We start from the raw sequence: 13,961 nt of genomic DNA on the forward strand, positions 1-13,961 counted from the left end.
GAGATAGTCGAAAAAACGGCGGACTTATGCCGCTTACGGCAAGTACCCGTCTTACGGGTGACAGAGAACCAATGCGGGGGGGCGCAGTTGGTTATTTGTCCGCCTTGAGGATTTCGTAATCACGCAACTTATTGGCGATGGTGGTGTGTGACACCCCCAGGCGTTTCCCCAACTGCCGGCTGCTGGGATGCTCGGCATACAGGCTCTCCAGCACCGCCTTCTCGAAGCGTCCGACGATCGCCTCCAAACCGCCCTCCAGGGAAAAGTCGCCAAGGGGTTGGCGCACGCCGTAGTCCGGCAGGCGGATGTGTTCGACCTTGACCGTCCCGCCGTCACACAGCGATACCGCCTGGAACAGCACGTTTTCCAGCTGCCGCACATTCCCCGGCCAGTGGTAGTGGCTGAGCTTGTCCATGGCGGCAGGCGCCAGCCTGGGCAGCGGGCAGCCAATCTGCCGGCTGGCCTGGTCGAGAAAGTGCTCGACCAGGGGAGCAAGGCCGTCGAGGCATTCGCGCAGGGGCGGGATATGCAAGGACAGCACGTTGAGGCGGTGATAGAGGTCCTGGCGGAATTCGCCACGGGCGCAGAGTTCGGACAGGTCCACCTGGGTGGCGCAGATCACCCGCACATCCAGGTACACCTCTTCGTCACTGCCCACGCGCCGAAAGCAGCCGTCCTGCAGGAAGCGCAGCAATTTCACCTGCAAGCGCGCGCTCATTTCCCCGACACCATCGAGAAACAACGTACCGCCTGACGTCAGCTCCAGCAGCCCGAGCTTGCCTTCGGCCCGCGCGCCTTCAAAAGCGCCGGGGCCGTAGCCGAACAATTCGGTCTCGGCCATCGACTCGGGCAGCCCAGCGCAGTTCAGCGCCATCAACGGCGATTGCCCGCGCGGGCTGGCCAGGTGGCAAGCGCGTGCCAACAACTCTTTGCCGGTGCCGGTTTCGCCTTCTATTAATAGAGGCGCATCCAACGGCGCCATGCGCCGGGCTTCACGTACCACGGCGGCCATGACCTTGGAGCTTTGGAAAATACTGTCGAAACCGCGCAGCTCCTGTTTGCGCACATTGTAGATACGCTCACCCACACGGTCGGCACGGTGCAGGGTCAACACGGCACCGGCCATGGCTTCGCTGTCGTCATGTTCGGAGGATTGCAGCGGTGCGATATCCGCCAGGAACACGTCACCCTTGACCTTGACCCGCAGGCCATTGATCCGCGATTTACTCGCGCGCACCAGTTCCGGCAAGTCGAAATCCTCGGCGTAGCGCGACAGCGGAATGCCCGGTACCTCGTCCACCCGCACCCCGAGCAACTGCGCGGCCGCACGGTTGGCGGCGACGATGGAGCCGCCCATGTCGATGGACAGCACCGGAAACTCAAGTGCACCGAGCAGCGCATTGAGCTCCATATGTCGACGCTCACTGGGCATCAGCCCTACCCGTTTAACGCCAAACACCCCGGCAATCGCCTCGAACTGCGGGCGCAGCGCCTGGAATTGCATGTTCACCAGGTTTGGGCAGAACAGGTAAATGGCGTTGCCATGCTCGCCACCCACCTCACCCTTGGCGACGTTGACGCCGTACTCCACCAACAGGTTGAGGATGTCCCGCAGGATGCCGATGCGGTTCTGGCAGTGCACTTTGATACGCATGAAAAGGCTCGAAAAGTGGGTAGGCGCCGCGTCTTTTTGTCGCTGGGCGCAGATAGTCGTCAAGATTATGTGACAGCTTGGGGGCTTTTCCCAGCCCAATACCGTATTGAGCCAAGCAATCGTAACGAATACTTTACGAAAACCAGTAATTTTTCCTACACGGCCGATGCTGAAGCCGATGGAATCTTGCCCCGCACGGCGTATCAATAGGCTCATCCCAGGACATAACAAGAACGAATGCCTAGCAGGAGAGCCGTATGAAGCAGACGCACTACGTGGCCCGCGAGCCCGATGCGCAAGGTTTTATCCACTACCCGCCGGAAGAACACGCGGTGTGGAACACCCTGATCACCCGCCAGTTGAAAGTGATCGAGGGCCGCGCGTGCCAAGAGTACCTGGACGGCATCGACAAGCTCGGCCTGCCCTTGGATCGCATCCCGCAACTGGGTGAAATCAACCAGGTGCTGGCCGCGACCACCGGCTGGCAAGTCGCTCGCGTGCCGGCGCTGATCCCCTTCCAGACCTTCTTCGAATTGCTCGCCAACAAGCAGTTTCCGGTGGCGACCTTTATTCGTACCCGCGAAGAACTGGATTACCTGCAAGAGCCGGATATTTTCCACGAGATCTTTGGCCACTGCCCGCTGCTGACCAACCCGTGGTTTGCCGAGTTCACCCACACCTACGGCAAGCTCGGCCTGGCGGCCAGCAAGGAGCAACGGGTATACCTGGCGCGCCTGTACTGGATGACCATCGAGTTCGGCCTGGTGGATACCCCCGACGGCCGGCGTATCTACGGTGGCGGGATTTTGTCGTCGCCCAAGGAAAGCGTGTACTGCCTGTCCGACCAGCCTGAACATCAAGCCTTCGACCCGCTGGAAGCGATGCGCACCCCGTATCGCATCGACATCCTGCAACCGCTGTATTTCGTATTGCCCAACCTCAAGCGCCTGTTCGAAGTGGCGCAGGAAGACATCATGGGCATGGTCGAGCACGGTATGCAGTTGGGCTTGCACGCGCCGAAGTTCCCACCCAAGCCCAAAGCCGCGTGAGCCTCAGCTTTTAAGGCCAGGTGAGTCTGTTCCCTGGCCCCGCGTTGCTTTAGGGTGACGCCACTGACGACCGTTTTTAAACACTCGAATTCAGGACACCACCACATGACCACCTTGAACCAAGCCCACTGCGAAGCCTGCCGCGCCGATGCCCCGCAAGTCAGCGATGAAGAACTGCCGGTGCTGCTCAAGCAGATCCCCGACTGGAACATCGAAGTGCGCGACGGCGTGATGCAGCTGGAAAAGGTTTTCCTGTTCAAGAACTTCAAGTTCGCCCTGGCCTTTACCAACGCCATGGGTGAAATCTCCGAAGCCGAAGGCCATCACCCAGGCCTGCTCACCGAGTGGGGCAAGGTCACCGTGACCTGGTGGAGCCACTCCATCAAGGGCCTGCACCGCAACGACTTCATCATGGCCGCGCGCACCGACGAAGTGGCCAAGGACGCCGAGGGCCGCAAGTAATGCATTTCGATGCCATAGGCCGCGTGCCCGGCGACCCGATCCTCGGCTTGATGGACCTGTATGCCCAGGACGCCAACCCGCACAAGTTCGACCTCGGCGTGGGCGTTTATAAGGACGACCAGGGCCTGACGCCGATTCCCGCTTCGGTGAAGCGCGCCGAACAGCGCCTGGTCGACACCCAGGCCACCAAGACCTATATCGGCGGCCACGGTGATGCAGCCTTCGGCACACTGATCAGCGAACTGGTGCTGGGCGCCGACTCCGCCCTACTGCGCGAACACCGTGCCGGCGCGACCCAGACCCCAGGCGGCACCGGCGCCCTGCGCCTGAGCGCCGACTTTATCGCCCACAACCTGCCCGGCCGTGGCGTGTGGTTGAGCGACCCGACCTGGCCGATCCACGAAACCATCTTTGCCAAGGCCGGGCTCAGGGTCAGCCATTACCCCTACGTGGGCGCGGATAACCGCCTGGATGTGGCGGCGATGCTGGCAACCCTCTCCACCGTGCCCAAGGGCGACGTGGTCTTGCTGCACGCCTGCTGCCATAACCCGACCGGCTTCGACCTGTCCCAGGATGACTGGCGCCAGGTACTGCACATCGTGCGTGAGCGCCAGTTGCTGCCACTGATCGACTTCGCCTACCAGGGCTTTGGCGACGGCCTGGAGCAGGACGCCTGGGCGGTGCGCTTGTTTGCGGCTGAACTGCCGGAAGTACTGGTCACCAGCTCCTGCTCGAAGAACTTCGGCCTGTACCGCGACCGTGTCGGCGCGTTGATCGTGTGCGCGGCGGATGCCGAGAAGCTGAAGGATGTACGCAGCCAACTGGCGAATACCGCGCGCAACCTGTGGTCGACGCCGCCGGACCATGGTGCGGCGGTGGTCGCGACCATCCTGGGGGATGCCGAGCTGAAAAAGCAGTGGAGCGAGGAAGTCGAAGCCATGCGTGCGCGAATCGCGCAGTTGCGTTCAGGACTGGTGGAGGCGTTGGCGCCCCACGGTTTATCGGAGCGGTTTGCGCACATCGGGGCGCAACGCGGGATGTTTTCCTACACCGGCTTGAGTGCCGAGCAGGTCAAGCAACTGCGCGAGAAGCACAGCGTATACATGGTCAGTTCGGGACGGGCCAACGTGGCGGGGATCGATGCGACACGCCTGACACTTCTGGCCGAAGCCATCGCCGACGTCTCCCACTGAAGAAACACAAAACCAATCGTAGGAGCGAGCTTGCTCGCGAAGAACTCATAAGCACCGCGCCTATTCAGGCTGCACGCGTTATCGTTGACGTTTTTCGCGAGCAAGCTCGCTCCTACAGTTGGACTGTGGTTGGCCTTCAGTTTGTGATCATCTCAGCTTTCAACTGCGCTTCTTTCGCCTGGGCATCCGCCAACCGATACAACTCGATGCTCCCGTCCCAGTGCTCGATCAACGCCGTGCACGACTCCACCCAATCCCCGCAGTTGAGGTAATCCACCTCGCCCACCTTGCGAATCTCCGCATGGTGGATATGCCCGCACACCACGCCATGCAACTCGCGCCGGGTCACTTCGTGGGCGATGGCCTCTTCAAAATCGCTGATAAAGCTCACGGCGGTTTTGACCTTGTGTTTCAGGTACGCCGACAAAGACCAGTAGCCATAGCCGTAGCGGGCGCGCCAGTGGTTCAACCAGCGGTTCAAGGTGAGTGTGAACTCGTAGGCCGAGTCGCCCAGGAACGCCAGCCAACGGTGATAGCGGGTGATCACATCGAACTGGTCGCCGTGGATCACCAGCAGATGGCGACCGTCGGCCGTCACGTGCACCGCCTCATCCACCAACTGGATATTGCCCAGGATCAGCTTGGAGTAGCGGCGCAGGAACTCGTCGTGGTTGCCGGTGACGTAGATCACCTCGGTACCGCGCTTGGCCATGGTCAGCAGGCGACGGATCACGTTGGTATGGGCCTGGGGCCAATACATGCCGCCGCGCATTTTCCAGCCGTCGATGATATCGCCCACCAGGTAGACCTTATCGGCGTGGTAGCCCTTGAGGAACTGCGATAGGTGTTCGGCCTGGCAATCCCGGGTGCCCAGGTGCACGTCGGAAATCCACAGGGTACGAACCCGCTGCTTGCGGCTGGGCTTGGTGAACTCGGCACTGGTCATGGGCATCCCTCGACGCTGTTTTCGCGAGCTTGCGCCCTGGCGATTAATAGCCCATGACAGTCGTGCGTCAGTCCGATGACAGCGCCCGCCGGCCGCGAAGCGTTGTAGACTGGCGCCCTGCCGCCCAGGAGACCGCGATGAGACCGTCGCTCACGCTACGCCACTACCTCGAAGCGCCCATCGCCCACAGCCATGACCATGCGCAGTTGGTGTTCGGCCTGTCCGGCCACCTGGACCTGGAAGTCGACGGCCGTGGCAGCCAGGTGCGCGAAAGCAGCGTGATGGTGCTGCCCTTCTCCGCCCACCACGCCTGTGGCAGTCGCGATGGCAGCCGTTGCCTGGTGCTGGATGTGCCCACGGAGCATTGGCTCCTGCAATCCCTGGGCGAACACGCCGACGCCAGCCGCCGCCTGCTCGATCAACCGGCACGCCTGGCCCTGGATTCCCGGCAGCACCAACTGGTGCAATGGCTGGCGCACAGCCCCGTGGATGATCCATTGATCGCCCAACAGGGTGCGGTGCTGTTGCTGGCCAGCCTCAATCATCCGCAGGCCCCGCAGGTGCCGGGCCGCCGCCTGCCGTATGGGGCATTCAATGCGCATATCGAGCGACACGTCGCCCATCCGTTGCAGGTCGCCGACCTGGCGCGTATCGCCGGCCTATCGGTGGCGCGCCTGCATGCGCGCTTCATCGCCGAATGCGGGCAGACGCCCATGGATTACATCCGCAGCCGGCGCCTGCAACTGGCCCTGAACCTGCTGCGCGAGACGCCGCTGCCCGTCGGTGAAATCGCCGTGCGGGTTGGCTACACCTCACAAAGCGCCTTTGCCGCCGCTATGCTGCGCGAATTCGGCGCCTCTCCCGGCGCGTTGCGGCGCGCCACATAGGGCGAGCCTTGCGCTAAAAATCGCGAGTCCCACGACAGACGCACACACCGGCACCCTCTAGACTGCGAACCTGTCACTCCCGTTGGTTCAAGGATCGCAATGACTCCCCGTTCAGCCCTCGGCGCCCTGCATATCGGCGCATTGATGTTTGGCCTTACCGGCGTCTTCGGCAAGCTGGCGGCGGCCTCGCCGGCCATCATCGTCTTCGGGCGCGCCGCGTTTGCCGTGATTGCCCTGGCAGTGTTTGCGCGCTTCGCCAGCAACGCCCCCTGGAAAACCCTGGCGCTGCAGGACTGGCGTCGCCTGCTGGTCAGTGGCGTGTTGCTGGCGGCGCATTGGGTGACGTTCTTCATTGCCGTCAAGGTCGCCGGCGTAGCCGTCGCCACGCTGGGGTTCACCGCATTCCCGGCGTTTACCGTGATCCTCGAAGGGCTGATCTTCCGCGAGCGTATCCGCGCCAATGAAATCGTGCTGGTGGCCTTGGTCACCGTTGGCCTGGTGCTGGTGACGCCGGACTTCAATCTCGCCAGCGAAGCCACGGGTGGCCTGCTTTGGGGGATTGTCTCGGGTTTGCTGTTCTCATTGTTGTCGCTGAACAACCGCGCCAGCTCCGGACGGATTCCCGCCGTGCAGGCAGCGCTGTGCCAGAACGTGGTGGTCGCGGTGTGCCTGCTGCCCGTGGCCGCGCCGGGGCTGGCGGACGTGCGCGCGCTGGACTGGTTGTGGATCGGCTTGCTTGGGGTGTTCTGCACCGGCCTGGCCCACAGCCTGTTTGTTGCCAGCCTCGCGGTGATCAAGGCGCGCACCGCCTCGGTGGTGTTCGCCATGGAGCCGGTCTACGGCATCACCGTGGCCTGGCTGCTGTTTGCCGAAACCCCGACCCTGCGCATGTTGCTGGGCGGCGCGTTGATCATCGTCGCCATCGTGCTTTCCGGGCTGATGGGCAGCGCCAGCCAGGCCAGACAGCCCGCTGCAACGGCCTGATCTATACTTTAAACATCCGCAACAGTCAGCCGTCGTTCAACGGATAAAGACTCCTCGACGACAGCCATGGTGTTTTCTGCAGTTGCTGCACGCGAGTGGTCACTCCATCAACGCGATGCAGGGGTTTCATCATGGAAATGTTCATCAGCTTGTTGGTTCAGATCATCAGCGGTGCCGTCGGTGGCAATTTGGCCGGCATGACCAAACAAAGCCTGGGCACCGGGCTCAATACCATGCTGGGGGGTGTCGGCGGGCTCGTGCTGGGCCAGGTCGTGGCCGCGCTGACCGGCACATCGGGCGGCGAGGCGCTGGATGTGGCGGCGGTCGGCAGCAATATCGTCGGCGGCGGCGTGGGCGGCCTGGTGCTGACCTGGGTCGTGGGCTTCATCAAAAGCAAGATGGCCGCCAAATAGCGGCGCACTGAGGGGTCACCGCCCTGATGTGGCGGTGACCTTCATGGCGTACGGTCGTTGTGGCCCAGGTCGCGGTGTGGGTCGATCTGGTCGCGCACCCGCTGCTTGAGCACCTTGGCTTCAGGGAAGCCACCATCCGCCTTGCGCTCCCAGATCTGCACACCGTCGCAGGTGATCCGAAACGCACCGCCGGTGGCCGGTTCCAGCGCCACCCGGCCGAGGTCATCGGCAAACGTACTCAACAACTCCTGCGCCAGCCACGCGGCGCGCAGCAGCCACTGGCACTGGGTGCAATAGGTGATGACAATCTCGGGTTTGCTCAGCGACATAATTTGAGAGGCTCCTGGCGTAACGGGCTCGGCGGATCGGATGGCTATAATACCGGCCTTTATCGCCCAGCCTCGAGATTCATGATGCGCCGCCTGTTGTCCTGCCTGTTCCTGTGCCTGCTCCCGCTTCTTGCCGACGCCGTAGAAACGCCCCGCCCCAAAATCGGCCTGGTGCTGTCCGGCGGTGCCGCCCGAGGCCTGGCCCATATCGGCGTGCTCAAGGCCCTCGAGGAGCAGGGTATTCATATCGACGCGATTGCCGGCACCAGCATGGGCGCGGTGATTGGCGGGCTGTATGCGTCGGGCTACAAGATCGATGAGCTGGAAAAACTGGCCCTGGGCATCGACTGGCAACAGGCGCTGTCCGACGCACCGCCACGGGAAGACGTGCCGTTTCGACGCAAGCAGGATGACCGGGATTTCCTGGTCAAGCAGAAGCTCAGCTTCCGCGATGACGGCAGCCTCGGCCTGCCCCTTGGCGTGATCCAGGGCCAGAACCTGGCGCTGCTGCTGGAAAGCATGTTCGCCCACACCAGCAACACGCGTAATTTCGACAAGCTGCCGATCCCCTTTCGCGCCGTGGCCACCGACATCACCACCGGCGAGAAAGTGGTATTCAGCAAGGGCCACCTGCCCCAGGTGATCCGCGCCAGCATGTCGATCCCGGCCGTGTTCGCGCCGGTGGAGCTGGATGGTCGCCTGCTGGTGGATGGCGGCATGACCGATAACATCCCACTGGATGTGGCGCGTGAGATGGGCGTGGACATCGCCATCGTGGTCGACATCGGCACCCCGTTGCGTTCACGCAAGCAACTGGCAACGGTGGTGGACGTGCTCAACCAGTCCATCACCCTGATGACCCGGCGCAACTCCGAAGAACAACTCAAGGCCCTGCATCCCAAGGACGTACTGATCCAGCCGCCGCTGGCCGCCTATGGCGTGACGGATTTCGGCCGCGCCAAGGACATGATCGATGCCGGCTACCGCGCCACCCGCGCCCTTGACGTTCGCCTGGCCCATTTGCGCCCCGCCGAGCCGATCGACCCGCAACTGGTAGCCGCGCGTACCCCGGGCGAACGCACCCCGGTGATAACCGCGATCAAGGTGGAGAACGACTCGAAGGTCAGCGACGACGTGATCCGCTACTACATCCGCCAACCGTTGGGCCAACCGCTGGAACTTGGCCGCCTGCAGACCGACATGGGCACCCTGTATGGCCTGGATTACTTCGAGCAGGTGCAATACCGCGTGGTGAAAAAGGGCCAGGACAACACCCTGGTGATCAGCGCGCGCGGCAAACGCAGCGGCACCGACTACCTGCGCCTGGGCCTGAACCTGTCGGACGACATGCGCGGCGACAGCGCCTTCAACCTCGGCGCCAGCTACCGCATGAACGGCATCAATCGCCTGGGCGCCGAGTGGCTGACGCGGGTACAGATCGGTGATCGGCAGGAGCTTTACAGCGAGTTCTACCAGCCGATGGATACCGGTTCGCGCTATTTTGTCGCGCCGTATATCAGCGCCCAGGCACAGAACGTCGAGCTGATCCTGGACAACGACCCCATCTCCGAATACCGCCTGGAACGCTACGGCTTCGGCCTCAACGTGGGGCGGCAGATCGGCAACAGCGGCGAGATCCGCTTCGGCGTCGGCGAGGCCTGGGGCAAGGCGGATGTGCGCATCGGCGACCGCGACCTGCCAAGTGTGAGCTTCAGCGAAGGCTTCTATGAACTGAAGTATTCATTCGACTCCCTGGATAACGTGTACTTCCCCCACAGCGGCGAGGACATTGGCTTGGCGTTTCGCGAATTCGAACCGGGGTTGGGCTCGGACCAGCGCTATCGACAATGGGAGTTCAAGCTGGACAAGGCCATGAGCCATGGTCCGGACACCCTGGTACTGGGAGGGCGCTACGGGCGTACCCTGGATGATTCGGACGTGGTGATTTCCAGCTTCCTGCTGGGGGGTGCGCGGCAGTTGTCGGGCTTCCGCCAGGATGCGATATCCGGGCAGAACATCAGCTTGATGCGCGCGGTGTACTACCGCCGGCTGACACCGCGCTCCTACCTGCCGCTGGATTTCCCGCTGTACCTGGGCGCGTCCCTGGAACGCGGCCGGGCATGGAACAACGACAATGAATTCGACAGCGGCTATATCAACGCCGCGAGTATTTTCCTCGGGTTTGATACACCGCTGGGGCCGCTGAATTTCAGCTATGGCTTCAACGATGATAATCAGAAGGCGGTGTACCTGAACCTGGGGCAGACGTTCTGATACAACGCTGCACCCGTGTTGGAGCGGCTATTAATTGTGGTGAGCGGGCTTGCCCCGCGCTGGGCTGCGGAGCGGCCCTGAAACCAGGCCCTGCGGTTTTTCTGAAGAATCGCGGCGGGCTCATTGGGGCCGCTTCGCAGCCCAGCGCGGGGCAAGCCCGCTCACCACAGCAAGTCCCCCACATTTTGATCGTCACTTCACCTGGGATCAGGACTTTTCCAGGTTCGCCAGAATGTGCCCATGCACCCGCATGCAGACACGCATATCTTCTTCGTCAACGCCCATAAACAGCTCCTGGCGCAAAGCCGTGGCAATAGTCTCGATCTGCTCGATCAACGGCTTGGCGGTGTCACATAGCAAGATGCGCTTGGCGCGACGGTCTTCCACCACGGCCTGGCGTTGCACCAGGCCCTGGCCTTCGAGGCTGTCGAGCAACCGGGCCAGGGTCGGCCCTTCTACACCGACGCTTTGCGCCAACTCACGCTGGGTGGGCGCTTCTTCAAAACGGGCCAGGTGCAGCAGCACCAGCCAGCGCGCCTGGGACAGGCCCAGCCCGGCCAAACGGCGGTCGAGCTCGGCGCGCCAACCTCGGGACATTTGCGCCAGTTGCATGCCAAAACGGTGTTGATCGGTTAACGGCATAAAAAACTCATGGTTTAGACTGAAAATAAAGTATGGCTAATTATTAGTCAGCTAAGCATGAGCCATGTCACTAGGCAAGAGTTGCTATGTACTGATTCGTTACATTGTCGTAATTGGCACACTAAATTTCGAATTCAGACTGCAAAGCGGCCCGCACGCAGTACAAAACCCCCTCAGGAACACGCCCGGTAAACAGCGGTGCAATCTCCGCAACCGGTGGCAATTCGCCTTCTCCGTCCAGGAATGCATCCTGGATTTCGCCGAGCAAATCTTCCGGCAAATCAAGGGCCTGCTCCAATGACAACTGCTGCTTGCCGATGGCTTCGGCCAGCAAGGTGTAGACGTTTTTCTCCGTGCATTGCAACTGGCCGGCGATCTGGATCGGGGTCATGCCGGCGCGGGCCAGGCTGATCAGTTCATGGCGAATATCGGCGATTTCCTTCGGCGCTTCGGCCTGGCCACCAAGCACTTCGAGGAATGCCTGGCCGTAGCGCTCCAGCTTACGCGCACCGACGCCGCTGACCCGTGCCATTTCGGCCATGGTGGTGGGCTGCTCGCGCAGCATCTCCAGCAACGTGGAGTCGGGAAAAATAACGTACGGCGGCACGCTGTGTTCCTGGGCCAGTTTGCGTCGCAGGGTACGCAGGGCTTCCCACTGTTCGCGCTCCTCGCCCCGTACAAGCTGGCTGGCCTGGCTGGTGCTGGTCTTGGCGGTGGTTTGCGGCTTTAGGTCGCGGCGCAGCTCCAGGCTCACCTCGCCCTTGAGCAACGGCCGGCAGCTGTCGTTCAGGCGCAGGCCGCCATACCCTTCGATATCGATGTCCACCAGACCGCGCGCGACCATCTGTCGGAACAACGAACGCCATTCGCCCTCGGCACGGGCCTTGCCGACGCCGTAGACCGAGAGTTTCTCGTGGCCGAAGCTGCGTACTTTTTCGTTGTCCTTGCCCAGCAATACATCCACCAGATGACCGACGCCATAACGCTGGCCGGTGCGATAGATCGTCGACAACGCCTGGCGGGCGGGCTCGGTGGCGTCCCAGGTCTGCACCCCATCGATGCAGTTATCGCAGTGGCCGCACGGTTGCGGCATGTCCTCGTCGAAGTAGGCCAGCAAGGTCTGGCGGCGGCAGCGGGTCTCTTCACACAACGAGAGCATCGCGTCGAGCTTGTGCTGCTCCAGGCGCTTGTGGCGCTCATCGCCTTCGGAGTTCTGCAGCATCTGCTTGAGCATCACCACGTCCTGCAGGCCGTAGACCATCCAGGCATCCGCCGGCAGGCCATCACGGCCGGCACGACCGGTCTCCTGGTAATAGGCCTCGAGGGACTTGGGCAGGTCCATATGGGCCACGAAGCGCACGTTGGATTTGTCGATGCCCATGCCGAACGCGATGGTGGCCACCATGATCAGGCCTTCCTCGTTGAGAAAACGCTTCTGGTGGGCAGCGCGCGTTTCGTTGGGCAGTCCGGCGTGGTACGGCAGCGCCGGGTAGCCCTGCTCGCAGAGGAACGCGGCCACTTCATCGACCTTCTTGCGCGACAGGCAATAGACAATGCCCGCATCGCTGCGTCGCTCGGAAAGGAATGCCAGCAACTGCTTGCGCGGCTGCTCCTTGGGTACGATGCGGTAGAAAATATTTGGCCGGTCGAAACTCGACAGGAACCGCTCGGCGTTCTGCAGGTGCAGGCGCTCGACGATTTCTTCACGGGTGCGCTTGTCGGCCGTGGCGGTCAGGGCGATGCGCGGGACGTCCGGGAACAGCTCCGCCAGTTGACCGAGCTGCAAATATTCGCGGCGGAAATCATGCCCCCATTGCGATACGCAGTGGGCTTCGTCGATGGCGAACAGGGCAATTTCCAGGCTCTGCAAAAACGCCAGCATGCGCGGCTGCACCAGGCGCTCAGGTGCCAGATAAAGCATCTTCACTTCACCGCGCTTGATCCGCGCGGCCAGGTCGCGTTGCTGCTCGGCACTGAGGGTGGAGTTCAAGGCGGCGGCAGCGACGCCAAGTTCTTCCAGGGTCGCAACCTGGTCGTCCATCAACGCGATCAGTGGCGACACCACCACTGCCAGCCCGTTGCGCAACAACGCCGGCACCTGGAAGCACAACGACTTGCCACCACCGGTAGGCATCAGGACCAGGGCATCACCGCCCTTGGCCACGCGCTCAATGATCGCACCCTGGCGGCCACGAAAGCTGTCGTAGCCGAAGATGTCCTTGAGGACGCGTTGAGCCTGATCGAGCATGTATAACTCCAACAAAATAGTGCCGAAATCCCTCTGTACAGGCTGGTCGAAAAAATACGGGCTCACGGAAAATAATCCGTAAGCGAAGTTTTCTCGACCTGGCGCTTGGCCTGCAGGGGCATCACAAAACGCGGCAGTATACCCGAGCGTCATCCGGCAAAGGGCGCCGCTGACGAATTGCAGCCCGTCTCTAAAACCTGGCAAATATGCACGCCGACTGGCTTGGGCGCGCAAGAAAGCCTAGAATTCAGCATCGTTTATTCCCAAGGTAGTCCTTCAATGTCCTTCGCTGAGCAACTAACCCGCCTGCAAGCCTTCCTCGACGCCGATGAGCTGCATGACGAGGCGCTGGACTACGTGGCCGCCCACGGCTACCTGACCGCCCTGTCGATCTGCTCCGAGGTCGTTCCCGACCGTGAATGGATCGACGCACTGTTCGCCGAAGAGCCGCACTACGCCGACGCCGCCCAGCGCGAAGAAATCGAATCCACCCTGCTGGCCCTCAAGGCCCACATCTCTCGCCAACTGGCCTCCGATGAAGAGTTCGAGTTGCCGTGCGAGCTGGACCTGGGCGAGGAGCCGGACGACTCCGACCTGCGCGGCTGGTGCATCGGCTTCATGGAAGGTGTGTTCCTGCGTGAAGCCGCCTGGTTCGAAACCGCCGAGGAAGAAGTCAGCGAAATGCTTTTGCCGATCATGGTCGGCTCGGGGCTGTTTGAGGAAGAAGCTGAATTTTCCGACATCGCCGCCGACGCCAACCTGATGGACGACATGATCGTACAGATCCCCGAAGCGCTGACCGCCCTGTACCTGCTGTGCAACGCCCCTGACGAAAAACCGGCGATCCTCAAGCCACGCCACCACTGAGTCGCTTGCCCGT

General features: G+C 62.2%; 13 protein-coding genes. 8 read left to right on the forward strand and 5 right to left on the reverse strand.

Annotated features, from left to right (window positions below; all coding sequences use genetic code 11):
• Positions 1 to 91: 91 nt before the first annotated feature.
• On the reverse strand, positions 92 to 1,654 hold the full coding sequence (locus tag BLW22_RS21035) for a sigma-54-dependent transcriptional regulator (RefSeq protein WP_074847412.1): 1,563 nt from the start codon (positions 1,652 to 1,654) through the stop codon (positions 92 to 94).
• A gap of 257 nt (positions 1,655 to 1,911) precedes the next feature.
• Between BLW22_RS21035 and phhA the strand changes: the two genes are divergently transcribed.
• The 3 genes from phhA to BLW22_RS21050 all read left to right on the forward strand — a co-directional run bounded on the left by phhA (position 1,912) and on the right by BLW22_RS21050 (position 4,358).
• On the forward strand, positions 1,912 to 2,703 hold the full coding sequence (gene phhA / locus BLW22_RS21040; RefSeq protein ID WP_065924944.1) for a phenylalanine 4-monooxygenase: 792 nt from the start codon (positions 1,912 to 1,914) through the stop codon (positions 2,701 to 2,703).
• Positions 2,704 to 2,808: 105 nt separating this feature from the next.
• Positions 2,809 to 3,165 (forward strand): 4a-hydroxytetrahydrobiopterin dehydratase, encoded by a 357-nt coding sequence (locus BLW22_RS21045; RefSeq protein WP_010208721.1) that lies wholly within the window; start codon positions 2,809 to 2,811, stop codon positions 3,163 to 3,165.
• Positions 3,165 to 4,358 (forward strand): amino acid aminotransferase, encoded by a 1,194-nt coding sequence (locus BLW22_RS21050; RefSeq protein WP_065946833.1) that lies wholly within the window; start codon positions 3,165 to 3,167, stop codon positions 4,356 to 4,358. Before BLW22_RS21045 ends, BLW22_RS21050 begins: the two co-directional genes overlap by 1 nt.
• A gap of 136 nt (positions 4,359 to 4,494) precedes the next feature.
• Here BLW22_RS21050 and BLW22_RS21055 read toward each other — a convergent pair whose 3' ends face one another.
• Entirely contained in the window at positions 4,495 to 5,304 is an 810-nt protein-coding gene (locus BLW22_RS21055; RefSeq protein WP_065924942.1) for a UDP-2,3-diacylglucosamine diphosphatase, read from the reverse strand.
• Positions 5,305 to 5,441: 137 nt separating this feature from the next.
• On the opposite strand from BLW22_RS21055, the gene BLW22_RS21060 reads away from it, so the two are divergent.
• The 3 genes from BLW22_RS21060 to BLW22_RS21070 all read left to right on the forward strand — a co-directional run bounded on the left by BLW22_RS21060 (position 5,442) and on the right by BLW22_RS21070 (position 7,588).
• The gene (locus BLW22_RS21060; RefSeq protein ID WP_074847413.1) at positions 5,442 to 6,191 is read left to right on the forward strand and encodes a helix-turn-helix transcriptional regulator; all 750 of its coding nucleotides are present in this window, start codon (positions 5,442 to 5,444) and stop codon (positions 6,189 to 6,191) included.
• 99 nt (positions 6,192 to 6,290) lie between these two features.
• The gene (locus BLW22_RS21065) at positions 6,291 to 7,175 is read left to right on the forward strand and encodes a DMT family transporter (protein ID WP_065946835.1); all 885 of its coding nucleotides are present in this window, start codon (positions 6,291 to 6,293) and stop codon (positions 7,173 to 7,175) included.
• Between the two features lie 131 nt (positions 7,176 to 7,306).
• The gene (locus BLW22_RS21070) at positions 7,307 to 7,588 is read left to right on the forward strand and encodes a hypothetical protein (protein ID WP_027603827.1); all 282 of its coding nucleotides are present in this window, start codon (positions 7,307 to 7,309) and stop codon (positions 7,586 to 7,588) included.
• A gap of 41 nt (positions 7,589 to 7,629) precedes the next feature.
• Here BLW22_RS21070 and BLW22_RS21075 read toward each other — a convergent pair whose 3' ends face one another.
• A complete protein-coding gene (locus BLW22_RS21075; RefSeq protein WP_027603826.1) occupies positions 7,630 to 7,917 on the reverse strand; it encodes an Rdx family protein in 288 nt (95 codons plus the stop codon).
• Between the two features lie 84 nt (positions 7,918 to 8,001).
• Here BLW22_RS21075 and BLW22_RS21080 point away from each other — a divergent pair, with 84 nt between their 5' ends.
• Positions 8,002 to 10,191, forward strand: coding sequence for a patatin-like phospholipase family protein (locus BLW22_RS21080; protein ID WP_065924938.1), 2,190 nt, complete (start codon positions 8,002 to 8,004; stop codon positions 10,189 to 10,191).
• Positions 10,192 to 10,398: 207 nt separating this feature from the next.
• On the opposite strand, the gene BLW22_RS21085 is transcribed toward BLW22_RS21080, so the two are convergent.
• Positions 10,399 to 10,833, reverse strand: coding sequence for a MarR family transcriptional regulator (locus BLW22_RS21085; protein ID WP_065924937.1), 435 nt, complete (start codon positions 10,831 to 10,833; stop codon positions 10,399 to 10,401).
• Between the two features lie 121 nt (positions 10,834 to 10,954).
• Positions 10,955 to 13,081 carry a DNA helicase RecQ gene (gene recQ, locus BLW22_RS21090; protein WP_065946836.1) on the reverse strand — a complete coding sequence of 709 codons (2,127 nt, stop codon included), beginning with the start codon at positions 13,079 to 13,081 and terminating at the stop codon, positions 10,955 to 10,957.
• A 279-nt stretch (positions 13,082 to 13,360) separates the two neighbouring features.
• On the opposite strand from recQ, the gene BLW22_RS21095 reads away from it, so the two are divergent.
• Positions 13,361 to 13,948, forward strand: coding sequence for a UPF0149 family protein (locus BLW22_RS21095; protein WP_027603822.1), 588 nt, complete (start codon positions 13,361 to 13,363; stop codon positions 13,946 to 13,948).
• The last annotated feature ends 13 nt before the right edge of the window (positions 13,949 to 13,961 follow it).

The organism is Pseudomonas marginalis, assembly GCF_900105325.1.
GTDB lineage: Bacteria > Pseudomonadota > Gammaproteobacteria > Pseudomonadales > Pseudomonadaceae > Aquipseudomonas > Aquipseudomonas marginalis.